This window comes from Nocardia asteroides (assembly GCA_019930625.1).
Classification (GTDB): Bacteria; Actinomycetota; Actinomycetes; order Mycobacteriales; family Mycobacteriaceae; genus Nocardia; species Nocardia sputi.
The window spans coordinates 1,899,518-1,918,828 of the sequence record CP082844.1; the positions used below are offsets into that span (position 1 = coordinate 1,899,518).

At 65.8% G+C, this 19,311-nt stretch carries 18 protein-coding genes, 2 tRNA genes and 2 pseudogenes; 15 read left to right on the forward strand and 7 right to left on the reverse strand.

The window, feature by feature from the left end; all coding sequences use genetic code 11:
- Positions 1-260: 260 nt before the first annotated feature.
- On the forward strand, positions 261-905 hold the full coding sequence (locus K8O92_08845) for a DUF4097 domain-containing protein (protein ID UAK33988.1): 645 nt from the start codon (positions 261-263) through the stop codon (positions 903-905).
- Between the two features lie 215 nt (positions 906-1,120).
- On the opposite strand, the gene K8O92_08850 is transcribed toward K8O92_08845, so the two are convergent.
- The 3 genes from K8O92_08850 to K8O92_08860 all read right to left on the reverse strand — a co-directional run bounded on the left by K8O92_08850 (position 1,121) and on the right by K8O92_08860 (position 2,162).
- Positions 1,121-1,489: a VOC family protein gene (locus tag K8O92_08850; protein ID UAK33989.1), complete on the reverse strand. Its 369-nt coding sequence runs from the start codon at positions 1,487-1,489 to the stop codon at positions 1,121-1,123.
- 2 nt (positions 1,490-1,491) lie between these two features.
- The gene (locus tag K8O92_08855) at positions 1,492-1,887 is read right to left on the reverse strand and encodes a VOC family protein (GenBank protein UAK33990.1); all 396 of its coding nucleotides are present in this window, start codon (positions 1,885-1,887) and stop codon (positions 1,492-1,494) included.
- Between the two features lie 202 nt (positions 1,888-2,089).
- Positions 2,090-2,162 (reverse strand) — tRNA-Ala (locus tag K8O92_08860).
- 200 nt (positions 2,163-2,362) lie between these two features.
- Here K8O92_08860 and K8O92_08865 point away from each other — a divergent pair.
- Positions 2,363-4,563, forward strand: a pseudogene (locus tag K8O92_08865) (MMPL family transporter).
- Between the two features lie 19 nt (positions 4,564-4,582).
- Here K8O92_08865 and K8O92_08870 read toward each other — a convergent pair.
- Positions 4,583-5,245: a TetR/AcrR family transcriptional regulator gene (locus K8O92_08870; protein UAK33991.1), complete on the reverse strand. Its 663-nt coding sequence runs from the start codon at positions 5,243-5,245 to the stop codon at positions 4,583-4,585.
- A 132-nt stretch (positions 5,246-5,377) separates the two neighbouring features.
- Between K8O92_08870 and K8O92_08875 the strand changes: the two genes are divergently transcribed.
- The 8 genes and pseudogenes from K8O92_08875 (at position 5,378) to K8O92_08910 (ending at position 12,289) form a co-directional block, all read left to right on the forward strand.
- Positions 5,378-6,511 (forward strand): VOC family protein, encoded by a 1,134-nt coding sequence (locus K8O92_08875; GenBank protein UAK33992.1) that lies wholly within the window; start codon positions 5,378-5,380, stop codon positions 6,509-6,511.
- Positions 6,508-7,443, forward strand: a complete 936-nt coding sequence (locus K8O92_08880) for a fumarylacetoacetate hydrolase family protein (GenBank protein ID UAK33993.1) — start codon at positions 6,508-6,510, stop codon at positions 7,441-7,443. Before K8O92_08875 ends, K8O92_08880 begins: the two co-directional genes overlap by 4 nt.
- 93 nt (positions 7,444-7,536) lie before the next feature.
- Positions 7,537-9,066 carry a bifunctional 3-(3-hydroxy-phenyl)propionate/3-hydroxycinnamic acid hydroxylase gene (locus K8O92_08885; protein UAK33994.1) on the forward strand — a complete coding sequence of 510 codons (1,530 nt, stop codon included), beginning with the start codon at positions 7,537-7,539 and terminating at the stop codon, positions 9,064-9,066.
- Between the two features lie 249 nt (positions 9,067-9,315).
- Positions 9,316-9,388 (forward strand) — tRNA-Ala (locus K8O92_08890).
- A 176-nt stretch (positions 9,389-9,564) separates the two neighbouring features.
- Positions 9,565-10,320 carry a ParA family protein gene (locus K8O92_08895; protein UAK35549.1) on the forward strand — a complete coding sequence of 252 codons (756 nt, stop codon included), beginning with the start codon at positions 9,565-9,567 and terminating at the stop codon, positions 10,318-10,320.
- Positions 10,320-11,111: a hypothetical protein gene (locus K8O92_08900; GenBank protein UAK33995.1), complete on the forward strand. Its 792-nt coding sequence runs from the start codon at positions 10,320-10,322 to the stop codon at positions 11,109-11,111. Before K8O92_08895 ends, K8O92_08900 begins: the two co-directional genes overlap by 1 nt.
- A 434-nt stretch (positions 11,112-11,545) precedes the next feature.
- Positions 11,546-11,632, forward strand: a pseudogene (locus tag K8O92_08905) (hydrolase).
- A 180-nt stretch (positions 11,633-11,812) separates the two neighbouring features.
- The gene (locus tag K8O92_08910) at positions 11,813-12,289 is read left to right on the forward strand and encodes a C40 family peptidase (GenBank protein ID UAK35550.1); all 477 of its coding nucleotides are present in this window, start codon (positions 11,813-11,815) and stop codon (positions 12,287-12,289) included.
- Between the two features lie 23 nt (positions 12,290-12,312).
- Here the strand turns inward: K8O92_08910 and K8O92_08915 are convergent, their stop codons facing one another.
- From K8O92_08915 to K8O92_08925, 3 genes are all read right to left on the reverse strand, one after another.
- Complete coding sequence (locus K8O92_08915) at positions 12,313-12,870, reverse strand: DUF5706 domain-containing protein (GenBank protein ID UAK33996.1); 558 nt, start codon at positions 12,868-12,870, stop codon at positions 12,313-12,315.
- The gene (locus K8O92_08920; GenBank protein ID UAK33997.1) at positions 12,867-13,145 is read right to left on the reverse strand and encodes a hypothetical protein; all 279 of its coding nucleotides are present in this window, start codon (positions 13,143-13,145) and stop codon (positions 12,867-12,869) included. Before K8O92_08920 ends, K8O92_08915 begins: the two co-directional genes overlap by 4 nt.
- Positions 13,146-13,410: 265 nt before the next feature.
- Complete coding sequence (locus tag K8O92_08925; GenBank protein ID UAK35551.1) at positions 13,411-14,106, reverse strand: DUF1275 domain-containing protein; 696 nt, start codon at positions 14,104-14,106, stop codon at positions 13,411-13,413.
- A gap of 290 nt (positions 14,107-14,396) precedes the next feature.
- Between K8O92_08925 and K8O92_08930 the strand changes: the two genes are divergently transcribed.
- From K8O92_08930 to K8O92_08950, 5 genes are all read left to right on the forward strand, one after another.
- On the forward strand, positions 14,397-15,128 hold the full coding sequence (locus K8O92_08930) for an SDR family oxidoreductase (GenBank protein UAK35552.1): 732 nt from the start codon (positions 14,397-14,399) through the stop codon (positions 15,126-15,128).
- Positions 15,125-15,610, forward strand: coding sequence for a pyridoxamine 5'-phosphate oxidase family protein (locus tag K8O92_08935; protein UAK33998.1), 486 nt, complete (start codon positions 15,125-15,127; stop codon positions 15,608-15,610). Before K8O92_08930 ends, K8O92_08935 begins: the two co-directional genes overlap by 4 nt.
- A gap of 59 nt (positions 15,611-15,669) precedes the next feature.
- Positions 15,670-16,599 carry an acyl-CoA dehydrogenase family protein gene (locus K8O92_08940; protein ID UAK33999.1) on the forward strand — a complete coding sequence of 310 codons (930 nt, stop codon included), beginning with the start codon at positions 15,670-15,672 and terminating at the stop codon, positions 16,597-16,599.
- A gap of 847 nt (positions 16,600-17,446) precedes the next feature.
- Positions 17,447-18,448, forward strand: a complete 1,002-nt coding sequence (locus K8O92_08945) for an ATP-binding cassette domain-containing protein (GenBank protein UAK34000.1) — start codon at positions 17,447-17,449, stop codon at positions 18,446-18,448.
- Entirely contained in the window at positions 18,445-19,293 is an 849-nt protein-coding gene (locus tag K8O92_08950; GenBank protein ID UAK34001.1) for an ABC transporter permease, read from the forward strand. Before K8O92_08945 ends, K8O92_08950 begins: the two co-directional genes overlap by 4 nt.
- The last annotated feature ends 18 nt before the right edge of the window (positions 19,294-19,311 follow it).

The window sequence follows — 19,311 nt, forward strand, 5'->3', positions numbered from 1 at the left end:
GGAGCGCATCGGCCTCGCTGTCGAGCATCATGCTGTCGACGATGCCTTGTTGATACCCAGGCCGGTGCCTTCTCGTCACCTTTATCCACTGTGACCAGGCCGAACTCCGTGTCAGATGGCATGTCAGGTCGGCGTCAGGCCGGTGTCAGCCGGGCTGGCGACAGTATTCATGTGAGCGGCACAGCAAGCGCAGCTCACCGGCTGGGTCCGCTGACCCGCCGTCCGGTTCACAAGCCAACTCGCGCTGAAGGAGAACAGCCATGCCCGCATTCGAGACACCGGAACCGATCGCCGTCACCGTCGAGGTGCTGTCCGGCAACGTCACGGTCATCGCCTCGGACCGTACCGACACCGTCGTCGAGGTCAGGCCGGCCGATGCGTCCAAGACCGGTGACGTGCGTGCCGCCGAGCAGACAGAGGTCGATTTCGCCGCAGGCACACTGACGGTCAAGACGCCGAAAGGATGGCGCACGTACACCCCCTTCGGTGGCAACCCGTCGGTCGAGGTGACCATCGAGGTGCCCACCGGCTCCCGGCTGAAGGGCACCGCCGCTGTGGGCCGATTGCTGGGTAGCGGTGAACTCGGCCAGTGCGACCTGGAGATCTCCGCAGGCGACATCATCATCGAGCGCCCACACGGTTCGGTGACCGCGAAAACCGCGAAAGGCGACATCCGCATCGGCGAAGCGTCGCGCGGCGTGCTCCGGCTGGAGACATCGATGGGCGAGCTGGAAGTAGGTATCCGCCCGGGCAGTGCGGCACATCTGGAGGTCAACGCCCAGTACGGCACCGTGCAGAACCAGATGCAACCGGTCGGCCGGCCGCAGGACAACGAGGAAACCGTGCAGGTGTACGCACGCAACTCCTACGGCAACATCGTCATCCGGCACGCCACCGCCGCCTAGCGCAGCCAGCTCCCATCGACCCAGAGTCGCTCGGCGAGCTGTTCGACCGCGCGACATGCTCCCGGTCATCCGCAGCAAGGTCTTCGGGTGAGCGGGGGCACGCCGCCTGCGGTCACGCTGCCGATCGGGGCGGCCGGCAGCGTGACCGCGCCGGCGGCCGCTGCCGGGCAGGATCTTTCGCAGCTGGATGCGGGACGTGCGCTTCGTCTGGTGGGTTACTGCTGGAGGACGGATAAGACGTTGCCCGCGGGGTCGGTGAACCAGGCGATCAGGGGACCACCTCCGCGGTGTATGCCTTTCTCGTCCTGTTCGGCGAACTCATAGCGCTCGAAACGGACATTGCGGCGGGTGAGCTCATCGACGGCAGCCTCGATGTCGGGGACCGGAAAGTTCAATACCGTGAACGTCGCGGGACTGTGATCGGGTTTCGGGTACACCAGCACCGTGCCCCCGCCGCCGAGGTGCAGCTGGAGCATCCCGTTCTCCTCGGAGACCCGTATCCCCAATGTATCGGCGTAGAAGGTCTTGGCCGCCTCGATATCGTTCACCGAAAACCCGCTGAACGCGCTGCTGTCGGCAAGCATCACTAGCCCCTCTCGGTCATCTCGGCCCGATGCTGCGGGCTCAGCTGGATAAGTTGGACGTAGTTCCCATCAGGGTCTATCGCGGTGGCGAACAGGCTGCCGTCGCGATCATCGAGCTCGGCCAGCCACCGCCCTCCGAGGTCGTCGATCCGCCCGGCTATCGCCCGCGCATCGTCCACGTCGACGTTCAGGATCAGGCGGCCCGGCTCGGGGTTCGTGGGCCCGATGTCGTCGCGGCTGTCGATCAGAACATAGAAACCGCCGAAGTCCAGGACATCGTAGCCAGGCTCGCCCGGCGTGCGGTCCACCTTCAGGTCGAACGCCGCCGCATACCAGTCACGCAGGCGGACCGGGTCGGTGCTGGACAACAACAAACTGCCGATCGTGGGTGTAGTCATATCGGTGCAGACGGCACGAGGCCGACGAACTCATCGGTGCGGACCGACGGTCCGCCCGTCCTCCGCTGACTCGCTATCCGGAGCATCGCAGAGGGGTGCCGATTCCGGAACACGTCGACGAGGCGGCGACGGTCGGCCCGCGTACGGGGAGGGCGGGAAACAAGAAGGCGAGTGCTCTTATGAGCACCCGCCTTCGATTGTGTGGAGCCTAGGGGAATCGAACCCCTAACCCCTGCCTTGCAAAGGCAGTGCTCTGCCAATTGAGCTAAGGCCCCGTCACGGCTTCCGACGTACAGACGCCTCGAAAACGGTACCTTCTCGCCGTTGACGTGGTCAAAACGGCAGGATGGCGCGGCCACAGGAGGGCGATATCGCGGCGATGTCGCCGTGCGGGCCGGTAGGGCCATTTATGGTGGTCGCAGCGTCATGATCCGGCCTTTCGATGTGTCGTCGGTTGCTCGATGAGAGGACCCGCATGTCTCGGTATCTGTTCGCCCTCGGCCGCACGGTCGCTCGTCTGCGTTGGTGGGTGGCGGTGGTGTGGCTGGTCCTGCTCGCCTGTGCGATCGGATTCGCCGCGCTCAGTGGCGGCAAGACCACCGACAACTTCACCATCCCGAACACCGAGTCGCAGGATGCCGTGTCCCTGCTGAAACAGCGGATGCCCGCCTACAGCGGCGCCCAGATGCAGGTGGTGTTCGCCACCCCTGGCCTGGCCAAGGTCACCGACCAGCAACCCGCTGCTCGGATTCAGCAGGTCATGGCCGGTATGCGAGAGCTGTCGCAGGTTGCCACGGTGGTCGACCCGTTCCAGGCCCAGGCGGTATCACCTGATCAGCGGGTCGCGCTGGGAAGCGTGCAGTTCTCGGCGCCGGTGGGGGAGGTCACCGAGGAGACTTTGCACGAGGTCGACCGCATCGCCGCGCCCGTGCGCGAGGCGGGCATCGAGGTGGAGTTCTCCGGAGCCGTGTACCCGGGCTTCACCGCGGAGGTGCCCGAAACGCCGGAAATCCTCGGTATCGCCGCGGCGTTCGTCATCCTGCTGATCACATTCGGGGCGGTGGTCGCCGCGGGGCTGCCGATCGTCACGGCGTTGGTCGGCGTCGCCATCGGTATGACCGGAATCCTCGGTATGGCGGCTTTCGTCGACGTGCCCGCGGCCGCGACTTCCTTGGCGTTGATGCTGGGGTTGTCGTGCGGAATCGATTACGCGCTGTTCATCCTGTCCCGGCATCGCCACAACATCGTGCTGGGGCTGTCCGCGGAGGAGTCGATACCGCTGGCCGTCGGCACCGCGGGCAGTTCGGTCGTCTTCGCCGCGATGACCGTCATCATCGCCCTGTGCGGCCTGGCGGTTGCCGGTATTCCCTTCCTGACGGTCATGGGGTTGACGGCGGCGGGCGCTGTGTTGGTGGCGATGCTGGTCGCCTTGACGTTGCTGCCCGCCCTCCTCGGATTCGCCGGCGACGCGGTCGCGCGCTTCATCTCGCCGCCGCTTCATCCCGGACGTCCTGAGGAGGTGGCGCGGATCGCGGCCTACGAACCGGAGCGCACGATGGGCCACAGCTGGGGCCGGTTCGTCACGCGCTACCGCCTGCCCTTGATCGTGATCGGCGTCGCGGCGCTGGCCGTCTTGGCGGTCCCGGTCGCGCGAATCCATCTCGGGTTGCCGAGTGGGCAGTCGCAACCGGAATCGAACACCGCGCACAAGGCCTACGACCTGGTCAGTGCTTCGTTCGGTCCTGGCTTCAACGGACCGCTGCTGATGGTGACCGATCTGTCCGAGGCCAGGGCCCGGACGTCCCGCAGACCTTGATGGACCGGTTGCGCGCCGAACCCGACGTCGCCGCGGTCACGCCGGTGGGCAGCGGTAACGACCTGTTGCTCATCCAGGTCGTGCCGAAGACCGGGCCGGACGACGAGGCGACCGCCGGGCTGGTCTCCCGGCTACGCGACAACCGCGACCGCATCGAGGCGAACACCGGCGCAACCTTCCTGATCGGCGGTACGACCGCCGCGAACATCGACACCTCCGACCGGCTGGCCGACGCGCTGCCGGTCTTCCTCCTGGTTGTCGTCGGCTTGGCGCTGGTGCTGCTGACAATCGCTTTCCGAACCGTGCTGGTGCCGTTGTCCTCGATCGCCGGTTTCATCCTGTCGGTCTTCGCTGCGCTCGGCGTCCAGGTCGCGGTGTTCCAATGGGGATGGGGAGCGGAGTTCTTCGGCGTGACGAAGGCGCAGACGCTGAGTTTTCTGCCGATCATCATCCTGGCGATCATCTTCGGGCTCTCCAGCGACTACCAGATCTTCGTCGTATCCCGGATCAAGGAGGAATACAGCCGAACCGGAAACGCGATCGGGTCGGTGCAGTCCGGGGTCGCGTATTCGGCGCGGGTGGTGAGCGCGGCGGCGCTGATCATGTTCGCTGTCTTCGTGGCTTTCACGTGGGTCGACAATCCAGTGGTCAAGCCACTGGCGTTCACGCTGGCGGTCGGCGTCGTCCTCGATGCCTTCGTCGTGCGGCTGACGTTGGTGCCCGCCGTCATGGCCGTGGTCGGCGAGCGGATGTGGTACCACCCGCGCTGGTTCGGTCGTTACGTTCCGGATCTCGACATCGAGGGCGCTGAACTGGAAAAAGAGTTCACCTGGAGTGGCGCAGGTAGCACGACTGCCTGACTGCTGAACGCCCGCGCGGTCAGGCGGCGTCGTCGCGCCGCGGCAGCGCGTCGAGGGACAGCAGGGGAAGCGAGCAGATCTCGCGCGCCTCCTCGGCGGGGACGCCGAACATCCGCAGCAGGTCCTGGGTGACCTGATCGGTGGCGGCCGCGTCGTCGCGCTCGGGCTGATCGTGCAGCAACTGGCCCAGGCACAGGGCCGCACCGGCCACTATCGTCATGGCCAATTCCGCGTCGCTCGTCTGGAATCGGCCTGCGCGGGCCGCGGCCTCGATATCGCGACGAGCGCGCGGTGCGAGCCCTTTCTCGGAGGCGGTGAGGGCGAGTCCGTTGTTCAGCAGCACCTTGCTGAGGGTCGGGTTCTTCCGGTGCATGCGTCCGGTCAACCGGAAACTCTGCGCGAAAACTTCGGCCGGGTCATCGATGCCTTCGGTCAGGATGTCGAGGACGGCGCCGTGCTGGTCGAGCGCCTCCTCGACTGCCGCATGGAACAGCTCTTCCCGGCTCTGGAAGTGGTTGTAGAACGACCCCATGCCCACGTCGGCGGCTTGGGTGATCTCCAGGATCGGCGCGTTCAGTCTTCCGTTCGCGATGAACGACTGCGCCGCCGTCACGAGGGCGGCGCGGGTACGGGCTTTGCGGCGCTGCAAGCGGTTGGGTTCCGCACCGGTCTGATCGGTCATGCGCGCTCCTGTCCCTGTCGGTCGTCCGACCATGGTAGCCGCCGCGGCTCACTTATGACGAATTCATCAGAGCTTGTTGACTGAATATCGAGTCGCATGTGACGATATCGTCAGACACGGAGGGAGGGGTCGATGCTCGACCATCACGACCCACACACCGGATTGCACAGCGAGGACGGCGCGGTGGCGGGCGAACATCCGGGCCGAGCGCTCGATCCGATCGTGAAAGTGCACGATCTGGCGTGGCTGGAGTTCGAGAAGCCGGACCTGGCGCGCGCGGAGGTCTTCGCGCGCGCGTTCGGTTTCGCGACCTCGCTGCGCACGGCGGACGAGCTGTACTTGCGCGGTACGGACCCGCAGTCTCCCTGCGTGGTGATTCGCCGGGGCAGGCGCTCGCGGTTCATCGGCCCGGCCTTCCGCGCGGCCGACACCACCGACCTGCTCCGGCTGGCGAACGCCGGTGGAGGCACGGTGGTGAACCTGCCGGAAAGCCTCGGCGGGTCGGCGATCGATCTGACCGACCCGACCGGATTGCGGGTGCGGGTTGTCGCCGATACCCACAAACTTCCCGCCCTCCCCGCGCAAACACCTCACACACTCAACTTCGGACACGAGGTGGCTCGCGCGAATCGGACACAGCGGCCGCCTCGCGAGCCGGCACGGGTGCAGCGGCTCGGGCATGTGGTGGTGCAGACCACCAAGTACCGCGAAACGCTGGATTGGTACCTGCGGCGTCTGGGGCTGATCGTCAGCGACTTCCTCTACTACCCGGGCCAACGCGAGCGCGGTCCGGTGATGAGCTTCATCCGCTGCGATCGCGGCCGGACGCCGGCGGACCATCACACATTGGCGTTGGTGCTCGGGCCGGCGAACCGGTACGTCCATTCGGCCTACCAGGTGGCAGACCTGGATGCTCTGGCCGTGGGCGGCGAGTACCTGCGTGATCGCGGTTACCACCGGTCGTGGGGGATCGGCAGGCACATCCAGGGCAGCCAGATCTTCGACTACTGGCGTGATCCGGACGGGTTGCTGGTCGAGCACTTCAGCGACGGCGACATGTTCGACTGCACGGTGGAACCCGGGTGGGCACCGTTCACCGCCTCCGGGCTTGCGCAATGGGGGCCGCCGGCCAGCAGAGACTTCCTCGGCATAAGACCGGGCCGAGAATCCGTTCGCGAGCTGCGCGCGATGGTCGACGCGCTGCGCGAGGACAACGAATTCGATCTCCGCCGCTTGCGCGGCCTGTTGAAAGTAGCCGGCTCATGAGCATTTCCGTTCTCCGCACCGCCGACGCCTGGTGGGTGGCAACACCAGCGGGCGCCGCCGAGGTCGATACCGCCGCGACCACCACCGGGCAACTGCTGGCCGACCGTCCGGCGATCCGCGCGGCATCCGCGAGCAGCGAGGTCGTGCCGGTCGAGAGCCTGTCGCTGGTCTCGCCGGTGACCGCGCCGTGCCGGGTGGTCGCGCAGATGACGAATTTCGCCTCGCACGTCACCGATTCCGGCGGTGATCCGGAAAAGGTGCCGCTGACGTTCTTCCGCAAGACCTCGGGGTCGATCAGCGGCCCGCACGACGACGTCATCCGGCCCGCGCACGTGCGGCTGCTGGATTACGAGGTCGAGATCGGGCTGGTGTTCGGCCGCGAGATGCCGGTCGGATCGACGATCACAAGCGAGAACCTCGCCGACTACATCGCCGGTCTGGTCGTCACCAACGACATCTCCGCCCGCGACCTCCAGCTGCCGAAAACCCAGTTCTACGAGGCGAAGTCCTATCCGACATTCACCCCGGTCGGGCCCGCTCTGGTGCTGCTGGAGGCAGACGAACTGAAGCGGTTCACCGACCTGCGGTTGCGGTTGTGGGTCAACGGCGGGCTGCGGCAGGACATGACCGTCGCCGACATGATCTACCAGCCGCTGGAAACCCTGCGCGTGTTGACCGGTTTCCAGCGCATGGACGCCGGTGACCTGTTGCTCACCGGAACACCCGTCGGCACGGCGATCAGTGCCCCGCCCAAGCCGGTCGAGATCATCGGCTCGCTGCTGCCGCCCGCGGTGAAGTGGAAGCTTTTCTTCAAAGGCCAGGCGAAGAATATGAAGTACCTGCACGACGGTGACGTCATCGAGGCAACGGTGTCCACCGACGACGGCGCCATCGACCTGGGCCGCCAGCGCACCACGGTGAGGCACCGGTGACCGAGAACGTGCCGACCCTGGACCCGCTGTGGCCACTATCGTGACTCGCCTCGTCACGGTCGTGTCTCTCGAGACGCTGTTCGGAACCGCCCGATGAGCGTTCCGGTCGTGATCGTCGGCGCCGGGCCGACCGGGATCACCGCGGCTGTCCTGCTCGCCCGATACGGTGTCGAGTCGCTGGTGCTGGAACGGTGGGAAGGCATCTACCCGCAACCGCGCGCGGTTCACCTGGACGGGGAGATCCGCAGGGTCTTGGCGAGGATGGGCGTCGAGGAGGCATTCGACGCCATCTCAAGGCCCGCACTCGGCCTGCGCCTGCTCGACCGGAACCTGCGGGTGATGGCCGAATTCCATCGCGATCCGGCGGGCAGCCGCAACGGTTACCCGGACGCGAACATGTTCGACCAACCGGAGCTGGAGGGGATACTGCGGGCCGCCGCGCGTCGCCACCCGGCGGTGACTGTTCGAGGCGATGTCGAAGTCACCGCGGTGACCGTGGAAACCGACGGCGTCCGAGTCGAGTTCACCGATCGGACCACCGGCGCGACGGCGCCGGTTCACGCACGGTACGTATTGGGCTGCGACGGCGCCAACAGCGTGGTCCGCGCCGCCATCGGCGCCGAGATGCGGGATCTGAGTTTCGAGCAACGGTGGCTGGTCGTCGACGTGGCCACCACGGTCGAACTCGGCGCGTGGGACGGCGTACATCAGGTGTGCGATCCGGTCCGCGCCGCGACCTACATGCGCATCGGAAAGGCACGCCACCGTTGGGAGTTCCGGCTGCGTCCCGGTGAGACAGCGGCCCACTACGGCGAGATCGGTCGGATACACGCCCTGATCCGACCGTGGACCGGTGACGTTCCGATCGAGGAACTCCAGTTGCTCCGAGTGGCCGAGTACACCTTCCGCGCCCAGCTCGCCGACCGCTGGCGGGCGGGACCGGTCTTCCTGCTGGGCGACGCGGCTCATCTCACGCCACCCTTCATCGGTCAGGGCATGGGCGCCGGACTGCGCGACGCGGCCAACCTCACCTGGAAGCTGGCCGGAGTGCTCGCCGGAGACCTGCCCGAGCAGGTGCTGGACTCCTACGAGACCGAACGAAAACCGCACACCCGGACGATGATCCGGCTGGCCAAGGTCACCGGGATGGCCATGACCGACGGCGGTGAACTGGGCAACCTGGTGCGCCGACTCCTCGCTCCGCAACTGCGTCGCCTGCCTGGCTTCCACGCTCTGGTCGCCAGCGGGGAGACGCCGCCGCTGCGCCGATCCGAGCTCGTCACGCGGCCGCGTCTGGGTCGTGGCCGGGCGGGGCATTTGATTCCCAATGTGGTCCTGGACGACGGCCGTCGCTACGACGATGTGGCCGCGGGCCGCTATACGATCGTCACCACGATTCAGCCGTCGTCTTTGCAGCGCACCCGGATCATCGAACGCGGCGCGGCAGTGGTGGTCGCGAGTCCCGGAAGCGAACTGCGGCGCTGGCTGCGCCGAGGCGGTACCCGTGCCGCGCTCGTCCGGCCCGACGGCGCTGTCCAGTGCTGCGCCATGGACTTGGAGGCGCTCTGCGCAGTCATGCCTCGATTCGGCCCTGGTTCGCGCCATAGAGGTGAACGTGAATGACTGACGTCTGGATCATGGCTGACGAAATATTCATTCCGAGATCTCGAGGCAGATCGACGGAACGCCGTGTTCGATCCGGGACTCCCGGCTCGAGTCCCCTGGGCGGGCTCTCGGCAGCACAGTAGGGTGGAAACCATGAAAATTCTCCTCACCGCCGGTGTGGTGGTTCTGGTCCTCTTCGGCATCTCCAAGCTGCGCCGGCGTGGCGACGCGGACATGTGGCACGAGGTGACCACCCGCTGATCCCCCGGGGCCTTAGCTCAATTGGCAGAGCACTGCCTTTGCAAGGCAGGGGTTAGGGGTTCGATTCCCCTAGGCTCCACTGGAACGCTGCTTGATTACCGGTTCGGGATGTAAGCGGCAAGTGCGCTACCCGAAAACCGAATCAGCTGAAATTTTGTGTCCAATTGGACACAGAGCGGTGACGCCACAGTCGCTACCAGGCCGGGCAATCAGACGAAATCAGACGTTTCTGTGCCAAACTGGCCTCGCACAGTAATGCACTCCTCACCCTCCGGAGGACCGTCTATGACGAATTCTGTTGCGCCACTCGAATTGCCCGAACCCCTCGTCATCACGCTGGGGAATCTGAAGGGCGGTGTCGGCAAAACGACATCAGCGTTCTTCTTGGCGAGCTACTTCGCTTCGGTTCACGAACTGCGGGTGCTGGTGATCGACGCCGACCCGCTCAGCCAGACCGGATACTCCTGGTACCGCAGGCTGGTCAAGGGGGGCATCGAGGTGCCGTTCGACCTGGTTGCGTTCCCTTCCCGGCATGTCGACGACTGCATCACCGACAATGCCGCCGATTTCGACGTCATCATCGTGGACGCCGGGGGTGAGTCCGCCGAGATCTTCAAGGCCGCGATACCGAAAAGCGATGAGCTCTTGTTGTTGACGAGTGTGAGCCCATCCGAAGTCAAACGAGTGCCGAGTACATTCAAGGCCGCCGAGGAGGCGGCGGCGGGCAGTGACCGTGAAATCCGGGTGCGGGTGCTGATGACCAAAGTTCCGGTGATCATGAAGAAAGGCGTGAACGTCTCCACCGAATACCGGGCGCAGCGGGGGCACCTGGAGAGCGCGGGCTACGACGTATTCAACTCCTATTTGAGCGCTTGGAAATGGTATCGGGAGGCGGCCGATGGGGAGGTCGGTGAGGGCGCCGAGAATCCGATCGAGAATTTGGGGGAGTACCAGCAGGTGGGCGACGAGCTGGTGCGCTCGTACCGGGCACTGATGGAGGTGCCGGCCTGATGCCTCCACAACGCAGGAAAGCCTCTATCGGCGGCGCCAACCCGCTCTCCGACGGCGCCGAGCACACGCCACCGGTCTCGCCGCTGCGCGATGCCGAATGGCGGCGGTCGAAGCCGGCCGTGAGCCCGAACGTCTTGACCATGCCGGTCCCCGATGCGGGCGACGGGCCGCTGAGCGACCGCGAGCGGGCACAGTTGACGGTGTGCGAGTCGTCGATCGATACGCTGCGCATCGCATTCTGGGCGGCAGGGCGCGCACTGCAGATCGTGCGTGACGGCCGGCTCTATCGCGACAGCCACGAGACGTTCGACGAGTACGTGGAACAGCGCTGGGATATGCAACGGTCCTACGCCCACAAGCTGATTCGCGCCTGGCCGCTGGCCGCTCGGTTGCATCCGATAGCGCCCGCGATCAACGAGGGACAAGTTCGCGAATTGCTACCGGTGGTGGCCGAGTACGGCGAAGACGCGGCGGTCACCGTGTACACCACCGTGGCCGCGGGCGCCGATGTCAAGGTCACCGCGGGAAAGCTGCGGCAAGCGGTCGCACTGCTTCCCGAACGCTATGACGAGCAAGAGGTGGTGGAGCGGCTGCGGGCGTGGTTGCGCGGTGAGTTGCCGGACGGCCAGAACGACCGCGCGGCAGACATCTTCACCGCCATGGAGTCTCGGCTCGCCGCGCTGACCAGACGAGTCGTCAAGGGCTCGAGCGGCGACCCCCGCGCCGCACGGGAATTCGCCGCGAAGCTCAGGACGATCGCGAAGCAGATCGAGGAACAGATCATTGTGTGATGCCGGTGAACCAGCGGTGGCCCCGCAGCGGGACGGATTCCCCTGTGGGGCCATTGCGTCGTGGCACAGAATTCCGGGAAGGGAAAGTTCATATTCACGAATGCACGGTATGAACGAGTTATTGTTTCGTTATGAATTTATGGCGTGTTGTGCTTTGCGTGTTGTGCATGATGCCGAAAGGTGAATGCTCGGATCGGATCCGCTGGGACTGAAGAAGCACCGTGATGGTTTTCGAATCAATTCGAGGTCTTCGGTGAAGCCAATCGCGCCGCGAATCGCGGCGTCGTACGGCTCTCCGGAGAACGGCGATATGAGCATCGGAGGACCGCATCATGGCATCAAAGACCGACGTCCGATATACCCGCTACCTGCGACGTGCTGTTTACTGGGTACTCGCCGCCGGGGCGGCCGTACTGCTGGGCATGTTGTTCAACGCCGCGGAGGCATCCGCACAGCCGGTAACCATCCCGGGCGTGGGAACGATCGAGCTTCCCGCCGAAATTCCGCTTCCCGAAGCGCCAGAAGAATTGCTGCGGCACAACGCAATACTTCCGGTCACCGATACGCCGGTGAAGGCCGCGATCTCGGAAATAGAGCACACTGCCGCTATGACGGTCCCGGAAATCGAGATCGCGCCCGCGACTCTCGGCCCGGCGGTCGAATTCCCGGTCTCGGTGGTCGTTCCCGTGATCGAGCTGCATATGCCGACGGTCCTTCCGGCGATCGAAATTCCGCTGCTGGGCGTACTGCCGGAAATCGAGCTGCCCTTCCTCGCCGGGTTCCCGGAGATCATGCCCAGGGCGCCTACCCCGCCCGCGACGGTGGTACCGCAGAAGAGCGCCGGCGAGATGGCAGTCGACGCGGCGCTGACCAAACTCGGCTCGGACTACAGCTACGGCGCGGTCGGCCCCGACTCCTTCGATTGCTCGGGACTGGTGCAGTGGTCCTACGAGCAGGCCGGTATAGACCTGCCACGCACCAGCTACGACCAGCTCGCCGCCGGAACGCCGGTGCCGCTCGAAGACCTGCGGCCAGGCGATATGGTCTCCTACTACGGTGGAAGCCACTCCGCCCTCTACGCCGGCGACGGCAAAGTCATCCACGCGTCCACCTACGGCATAGGGGTGACCACCTCCCCCCTCTCCTCGATGCCGGTAACCGGCGCCCGCCGATTCTGAGACCAATCACCCGACTCAGGCCATCACCGGTTCAGCAGCGACAAGCAAGCGGCCCCAGCCAAGCTCACCATCGCTGCCAGCAGCCACCCGATGGCGAGGTTCGCGTATCTGAACTTTCGACGAGCCACCGCGGCGTTTTCCCAGACCTGCTCGGCCAGCTGATCGATGAGCGCATCGGGATCGCCGGTCAACTCGGCGAGCGCGCGTACGTAGCGATCCCGTGTGAATCCATAGTGCGAGGTAGCGTGATTGAAGTACAACAGGTTCGCCGTCGACCCACGGCTACCGAACTTCGGCCACAGCGCGCAGCCAGCGCAGATGCCGGCCCCCGCTACGCAACCCGCGCACACGCCCGCGCAGACCCACAACACGGCTCCTGCTTTGGTCGTAGACGCTCGAAGCAGCACGAAAAGCACCTCTCCCAGCACGCCCGCGGTAGCCAGCGCGGCGACAGATTTGGTCTCGGCATGCTTGACCAAGCCGATGACCAGCTCCAGGGCTCGCCAGGCAGCGTGAATGCGCTGATTGTCCCGGCCGACCAAGTGGGGCATCCTTCGCCAGTGCCGCGCGGTCCAGCTCATCCGGCAATCCCCCTCTTCCGCAGACGGTTCGCCAGTGTGGTGATCCGGTCGCGCCGGTCGATCTCACGCTGCGCCCGATCGTCCCGATCCGCCTCGTTGATCTTCTCGAGCTCGTTGTGCAGCCACCTTTCCGTGCGACGAGTATCGAGATCTTTCGCGGCGATGTCCTGACTTTCGCGCTTGCTCACGTACCGCTCATGCAGATTCGTTCCGGCCTGTGTCCGGCGGTAAACGCGTTCGTCATAGGCAGTCCTGCCGCTCAGCACCTTGGCCAAGGCAGGCAGAGCTGGTCGCCCACCCGGCAGACGAGTGCCTCATGAGCGCTCGGCTCGAGCAGTTCACCGATTTCCCGCGAACGCCTGTGAAATTTGCGTTTGCGTACGTCGTCGAGGTTGCGTTGCGCGACGATCGGAAAACGGCGGCTTCGGTTCGGCCAGGCTCTGGACCTCGGGCTCTAGCGAATTTCGTATTTCCGGGGTGGAAAGGTCCGGAATCGGGGGAGGCCGGTCAGGTCGGCGACCGCATGGCCGCGGCCTAGGCCTACTGCCTGAGGGGACCGTGCCGGTCCAGGTGCAAGTAGGTGTAACCGGTGACGAGCAGGCACACGACGGTCGCGGTGATCAGCATGGCCCAGCCTGCGACCAGCAGGCTCAGCAAGCCGCCGATCAGCGCGCCGAGCGCGAAGCTCGCGTAGAGCAGGAAATACCCGAGCCAGTCCGCGTAGTCGCCGCCACTGATATGGCGTTCGATGCCTTGGCCCAGCTTGACCAGTGTCCCCGTGACATAACTCAGCGGCACCGACACCTCGCCGTTCTGCACGAACGACGTGTTGAGCGCTCCGACTCCGAAGGCGACGAACATGATCGGCAGCAGGCCGATCGGCTCGGTGGCCGTCTGGTACTCGAGTATGTCGATGACCGAGGCGAGCGCGAGGCAGACGGTGGTGAGCAGGGTGGCTCCGTGCGGGTGGCCGGACCAGTAGCGTCTGCGGCACCACGAGGCCACTACGACACCGGACAGGAACGAGGTCAGCAATCCGGCGGCAGCCAACGCCATGTCCGGCTCGTCATGGAAGTACCCGAGGACGGCCCGTTCGGTATTGCCCGTCATGAAGGTGACGAAGTAGCCGGCCGTGTGCATGAACGCCGCCGCACCGATCAACCCGGCGAGCGCGGCCAGCACCCAGGACAGTCTGGCCTCGGAGTCGAAAAGTGCCTGTTTACGAATTTCTTTCAGTTCCGGCACGGTCGAACTCCTTCCGGTGCGGCGATGCCTCAGTGAACCAGGCCCCTGAGAGGAATACGCCCACGCAGCGCCGAGGGTTGCTCATTGATCGCCGGTACTTCGAACGCGTGCGGTCGCCGGTTGGTTCCCGCGTGGTAACCGAGTGACTTGGAAGTGCCGTCTTCCCTGGTCCGCCCCGGTGACGCAAGATCATGTCGGTTACGAAAAGTAACTGACCGAGAAAGGGATCTCCGATCGTGAACGCAGGAAAGACGGCCGTGGTCACCGGCGGGACGCACGGCATGGGGCTGGCCATCGTCGAGGCATTGCTCGCCGAGGGGGTCGAGGTGGTGGCGACCGGGCGCAACAAGCACACGCTCGAGCAAGCTCGGGCCAGACTGTCCGGCCGGGCTGCCCATGTCGTGCGGTCGGACGCGGTCAGCGCGACGGATATCGAGGCGCTGGGCGACCTCGTCGAACAGCGTCTCGGCAGCATCGACGCGCTGTTCGTCAACCACGGCACGGCCGAATTCCAGACACTGGAACTCGCCACCGGGGAATCGTTCGACCGCCAATTCGCCGTCAACACCAAGGGCGCGTTCTTCACCGTTCAACGACTGGCTCCACTCCTGGTCGCGGGTGGCTCGATCGTCTTCACCACCGTCGCCAACGACGTCGTGTTTCCCGGACTCAGCGCCTATTCCGGTTCGAAGGAAGCGCTGCGGGCGATCGCCCAGGTGCTGGCGGCCGAGTTGCTGCCGCGCCGGATCAGGGTGAACTCGGTGGCGCCGGGGTTCATCGAGACGCCGACGATGGGCGTGGTCGGGCTGACCGAGCAGCAGCGAGCCGAGTTCTTGGAACAAGGTGAGCGCAGTACGCCGTTACGGCGCAACGGAACCATCGAGGAGGTCGCGAAGGCCGCGCTGTTCCTTGCTTTCGACGCCACATTCACTACCGGAGTCGAATTTCCCGTCGACGGCGGCTGGGGGCAGGGGCTCGGGGTGACCGGGTCGGTAGCAGAGGCGGCGGCATGACGCAGAAGGTGGCGACGTTCGCGGAGATCGAGGCGGAATTCGACGCCTACGTCGGGCGCATCGTCTACGCGACCATGGTGACGGTGGACAAACGGAATCGGCCGCGCACCAGGGTGCTGATCCCCATCTGGGAAAACGTGGGCGGGCGCCCGCTCGGCTGGCTGGGGACCTATCGGACGCCGGTCAAGGAAGCTCACATCGCGAACAATCCGCATGTCAACTTCTCCTATTGGGCGCAGGGCACCAACAACTCGGTCGCGGTCGACGCGACCGCGCAGTGGGTGGATACTCCCGACATCCGGGAGCGGGTATGGGAGCTGTACCGCAAGACGAGTCCGCGCGGCGCGGGCTACGACCTGGGACAGTTCTGGCGGTCGCCGAACGATCCCCAATTGCAGATCCTCCGCTTGGAGCCGTGGCGCATCCAGGTGATCCGCGGCATGGATCTGCGGAGCCGGATCTGGCAGGCGCCCCCCGGATAGCGGCGGAGACGCTCGACCGGGCCCGCCCCGAGAAGTCGCTGCTCGGTTACCGTGCTGAGGTGGATACTCTGCTCGACTTCCTGCTGACCGAGCCGGTGGCGGCGGCGCCGCTGGACGATGTCGCCGCGGCGTGGACGCGACATCGCGTGGCGGCGAACAGATTCGACCAGCCGGTGGAGGTGGCGGTCGCGGGCGGCTTCGGGGCCGACCGGCTGGGGTTCGCTTTCCTGTCCGGCTATCAGGAGGCGCTGCGGACGCTGATTCCCCAGCTGCCGGATGACGAGCTGGTGGCGATGTGCGCGACCGAGGAGGGCGGCGCTCATCCCGCCGCGATCCAGACCACGCTCACCGAGCGAGATGGCCTCTGGCTGGTCGACGGCGCGAAGTCGTTCGCGACCATGGGCACGTTCGCGCGAAAGCTGGTGGTGATCGCCAGCGTCGGCACGGGGTCCGACGGGCGAAACCTACTGCGCGCGTGCATGATCGACGCTCGAGCAGCCGGGGTGTGCTTGACCGATCGCGCCGCTCTCCCTTTCGCGCCCGAGGTTCCCCACGCCTCGGTCGTGCTGAGCGGCGTACCCGCGCGAGTACTGCCCGGCGACGGATATCTGGACTACCTCAAACCGTTCCGCACGATCGAGGACATCCATGTGCTCGCCGCCACTCTGGGCTGGTTGACGCGAGTGGCCCGAGCGTCGGACTGGCCGCGGGCGAGCAGGCAACGACTGCTGACCGCCGTGGCCGCCGTGCGCGGACTGGACATCGCCGCGGCGAGTTCTCCGGGCGTTCACATCGCGCTCGGCGGCGTCTTCGAGCTGTTCGGTGGACTGCTGGCGGAACTCGATCCGTTGTGGGAATCCGCGGACCCGGTGACACGCCGGAGGTGGGAGCGCGACCGGCCACTGCTCGCCACCGCCGGGCGCGTGCGCGGGCAACGGCTCAGCGCCGCGTGGCAGGCGGTGGAACCAGACGTCGATCAGCCGGAATAAGCGTCCGAACCGGCCCGGAAATGGGGAGCGGGCCTCGGCGAAGGGGGGGAGTTAGCCGAGGCCCGCGTAGGGTCGGCCCGGGGGGGAGGGGCCGACTTGAACGATGCTACTCGATGATCCGCGATTGTGTGTGCGCGAGGACGTCCACGTTCTCGAGATTTTTCGGGTTGGCTTACCTCCGGGGAGTTCGACCCTCACTGTCGCCGACCGATCGTCTCTCCGTGCCGTTCCTGACCATTGGCCGGGTGTTTGCCAAAACCCTTGGACGACAAGTGGTTCGGTGCTCCGCTGGCGACATGACCTGCCGCGGCGTCAGGTGCCGCAAAGCATGCCGACCAATCGCCACGCGACGAATCGAGGGGGCTTTACGGGGTGTCGATCACGTCGGAACCGGTCGGTCCGCGTGTCGCCGGACTGCGCGTGCCGCCCGAACTTGTCGTACCCCGATGCGAACATGTGTTCGTGTCCACCGACTCGACAACCCGTCCGGCCCATACCCACTCGACGGTACGGTCCGCGTTCCGGCGTTCGCTGTCCGAGTACCGGTCTTCCCCGATTCGGGTAGTCCGCTACGCGCGCTTCGATGCCCGACCGCGCGGGACCATCGAGCAGGTCGCATTCCGATCCGGTACCCCCGAGCACGTACTGGATCGGAATGCGGCCTTCTCGCGCTGGGGCGTCGCTGGATCATTGCCCGGCCATTCGAAACAAATCGGGTGAATCTGTCGGTCGGCGGGACAATACTGACTCGGGTATCGGCCGGTCATCCGACCGGCGAATTGATCGGCGCCCGGGAATCCCGGCCGTCGCAGGCAACCACATCGAACTCATAGATCTCAGGAGAATCATGCCCGACGCAATAGTCGCCGAGGGTCTGGTCAAACGATACGGCCAGCTGGTGGCCCTCGATGGACTCGACTTGAACGTCCCGGAGGGGACCGTCACCGCACTGCTCGGTCCCAACGGCGCAGGTAAGACCACCGCCGTACGTGTGCTCACCACCCTGTTGGTGCCGGATGCCGGGCGCGCGACGGTCGCGGGCATCGACGTGCTGCGCGATCCACAGGCGCTGCGCTCCCGCATCGGGGCGTCGGGCCAGTACGCCGCGGTCGACGAATACCTCACCGGATTCGAGAATTTGGAAATGGTGGGACGTCTCTATCACATGGGCGTGCAGCGGAGTAAGGAACGTGCGCGCGAATTGCTCGAACGATTCCGGCTCACCGACGCCGCCGACCGGCCGGTCAAAGGATACTCCGGCGGTATGCGCCGCCGCCTCGACCTGGCCGGCGCACTGGTCGCGAATCCCCCCGTCCTGTTTCTCGACGAGCCGACCACCGGTCTCGATCCCCGTGCGCGCCTGGACCTTTGGGACGTCATCGAGGAACTGGTCGCCGGTGGGACCACGTTGCTGCTCACCACGCAGTACATGGAAGAGGCGGACCGGCTCGCCGACTCCATCGCGGTGATCGATCACGGCAAGGTGATCGCCAAGGGCACCGCGGACGAACTGAAGACCATGGTCGGCGGCGACCGCATCGAGCTGACCGTCGATCGTGTGGAAAACCTCGCGACGGCCGAGGCCGCGCTGAAGAGCCTGGCCGACGGCGAGATCCATCTCGAGCCCGGATTGCGCAGGATCATCGTCCCGGTCGCCGACGGATCGCAGGCTCTGGTGGAGGCGGTCGGGCGGCTGGCCGAGCACAGCGTGCAGATTCACGATGTCGGTCTGCGGCGCCCGTCGCTGGATGACGTCTTCCTCACCCTCACCGGCCATGAAGCGGCGCGGGCCGCCGACGGCGACAAGAAGATCGGCAAGCTGGAAGCTACGGAAGGAACGACCCGATGACCGCGACGGCCCCTGCCCTGACCAGGCCCTCGTTGGGCGAGCGGCTATCCATAGTGGTCAGCGACAGTGTGACCATCGCGAAACGCAACGTCATCAAGATCAAGCGGGTACCCGACGTCCTGATCTTCTCCACGCTCTCGCCGATCATGTTCGTGCTGCTGTTCGCCTACGTCTTCGGCGCGGCCATCGACGTGCCCGGACTCTCCGGCGGCTATCGCGAGTTCCTCATCGCGGGCATCTTCGCGCAGACCGTGGTGTTCGGCGCGACCTTCACCGGTGCGGGCCTGGCCGAGGACATGCAGAAGGGCATCATCGACCGATTCCGCTCCCTGCCGATGGCAACGTCGGCGGTGCTGGTCGGCCGCACGATCAGCGACGTGGTGATCAACGTGGTCAGCCTGACGGTCATGTCGCTGACCGGCCTGGCTGTCGGCTGGCGGATACGCGGTTCGTTCCTGGACGCGGTGCTGGCTTACATCCTGCTGCTGCTGTTCGCCTACGCGGTGTCCTGGATCATGGCCGTGGTCGGACTGCTGGTGCGGGCGCCCGAGGTGTTCAACAACGCCAGCTTCATGGTGATCTTTCCGCTCACCTTCATCGCCAACACCTTCGTCCCGAGCGAGAAGCTGCCCACCGTACTGCGGGTGATCGCGGAATGGAACCCGGTGTCGGCACTCACTCAGGCGACTCGTGACCTGTTCGGCAACACCAGCCCCCTGGCACCGACGCCGGACGCTTGGTCGTTGCAGCACCCGGTCATCACGTCCCTGGTCTGGGTGGTGGTGATCCTGGTGGTGTTCGTGCCGCTGGCCCTGCGTCAGTACAAGAAGACGGTCAGTCGCTGACCTGCGGTCGCTGACCTG

Bases quoted from the DNA above. Each gene is read 5' to 3' on its own strand.
- K8O92_08845 (UAK33988.1), top strand. From the start codon at position 261: ATGCCCGCATTCGAGACACCGGAACCGATCGCCGTCACCGTCGAGGTG.
- K8O92_08850 (UAK33989.1), bottom strand. From the start codon at position 1,489: ATGCTTGCCGACAGCAGCGCGTTCAGCGGGTTTTCGGTGAACGATATC.
- K8O92_08855 (UAK33990.1), bottom strand. From the start codon at position 1,887: ATGACTACACCCACGATCGGCAGTTTGTTGTTGTCCAGCACCGACCCG.
- K8O92_08870 (UAK33991.1), bottom strand. From the start codon at position 5,245: ATGACCGATCAGACCGGTGCGGAACCCAACCGCTTGCAGCGCCGCAAA.
- K8O92_08875 (UAK33992.1), top strand. From the start codon at position 5,378: ATGCTCGACCATCACGACCCACACACCGGATTGCACAGCGAGGACGGC.
- K8O92_08880 (UAK33993.1), top strand. From the start codon at position 6,508: ATGAGCATTTCCGTTCTCCGCACCGCCGACGCCTGGTGGGTGGCAACA.
- K8O92_08885 (UAK33994.1), top strand. From the start codon at position 7,537: ATGAGCGTTCCGGTCGTGATCGTCGGCGCCGGGCCGACCGGGATCACC.
- K8O92_08895 (UAK35549.1), top strand. From the start codon at position 9,565: ATGCACTCCTCACCCTCCGGAGGACCGTCTATGACGAATTCTGTTGCG.
- K8O92_08900 (UAK33995.1), top strand. From the start codon at position 10,320: ATGCCTCCACAACGCAGGAAAGCCTCTATCGGCGGCGCCAACCCGCTC.
- K8O92_08910 (UAK35550.1), top strand. From the start codon at position 11,813: ATGCCGACGGTCCTTCCGGCGATCGAAATTCCGCTGCTGGGCGTACTG.
- K8O92_08915 (UAK33996.1), bottom strand. From the start codon at position 12,870: ATGAGCTGGACCGCGCGGCACTGGCGAAGGATGCCCCACTTGGTCGGC.
- K8O92_08930 (UAK35552.1), top strand. From the start codon at position 14,397: ATGGGGCTGGCCATCGTCGAGGCATTGCTCGCCGAGGGGGTCGAGGTG.
- K8O92_08935 (UAK33998.1), top strand. From the start codon at position 15,125: ATGACGCAGAAGGTGGCGACGTTCGCGGAGATCGAGGCGGAATTCGAC.
- K8O92_08945 (UAK34000.1), top strand. From the start codon at position 17,447: ATGCCCGACGCAATAGTCGCCGAGGGTCTGGTCAAACGATACGGCCAG.
- K8O92_08950 (UAK34001.1), top strand. From the start codon at position 18,445: ATGACCGCGACGGCCCCTGCCCTGACCAGGCCCTCGTTGGGCGAGCGG.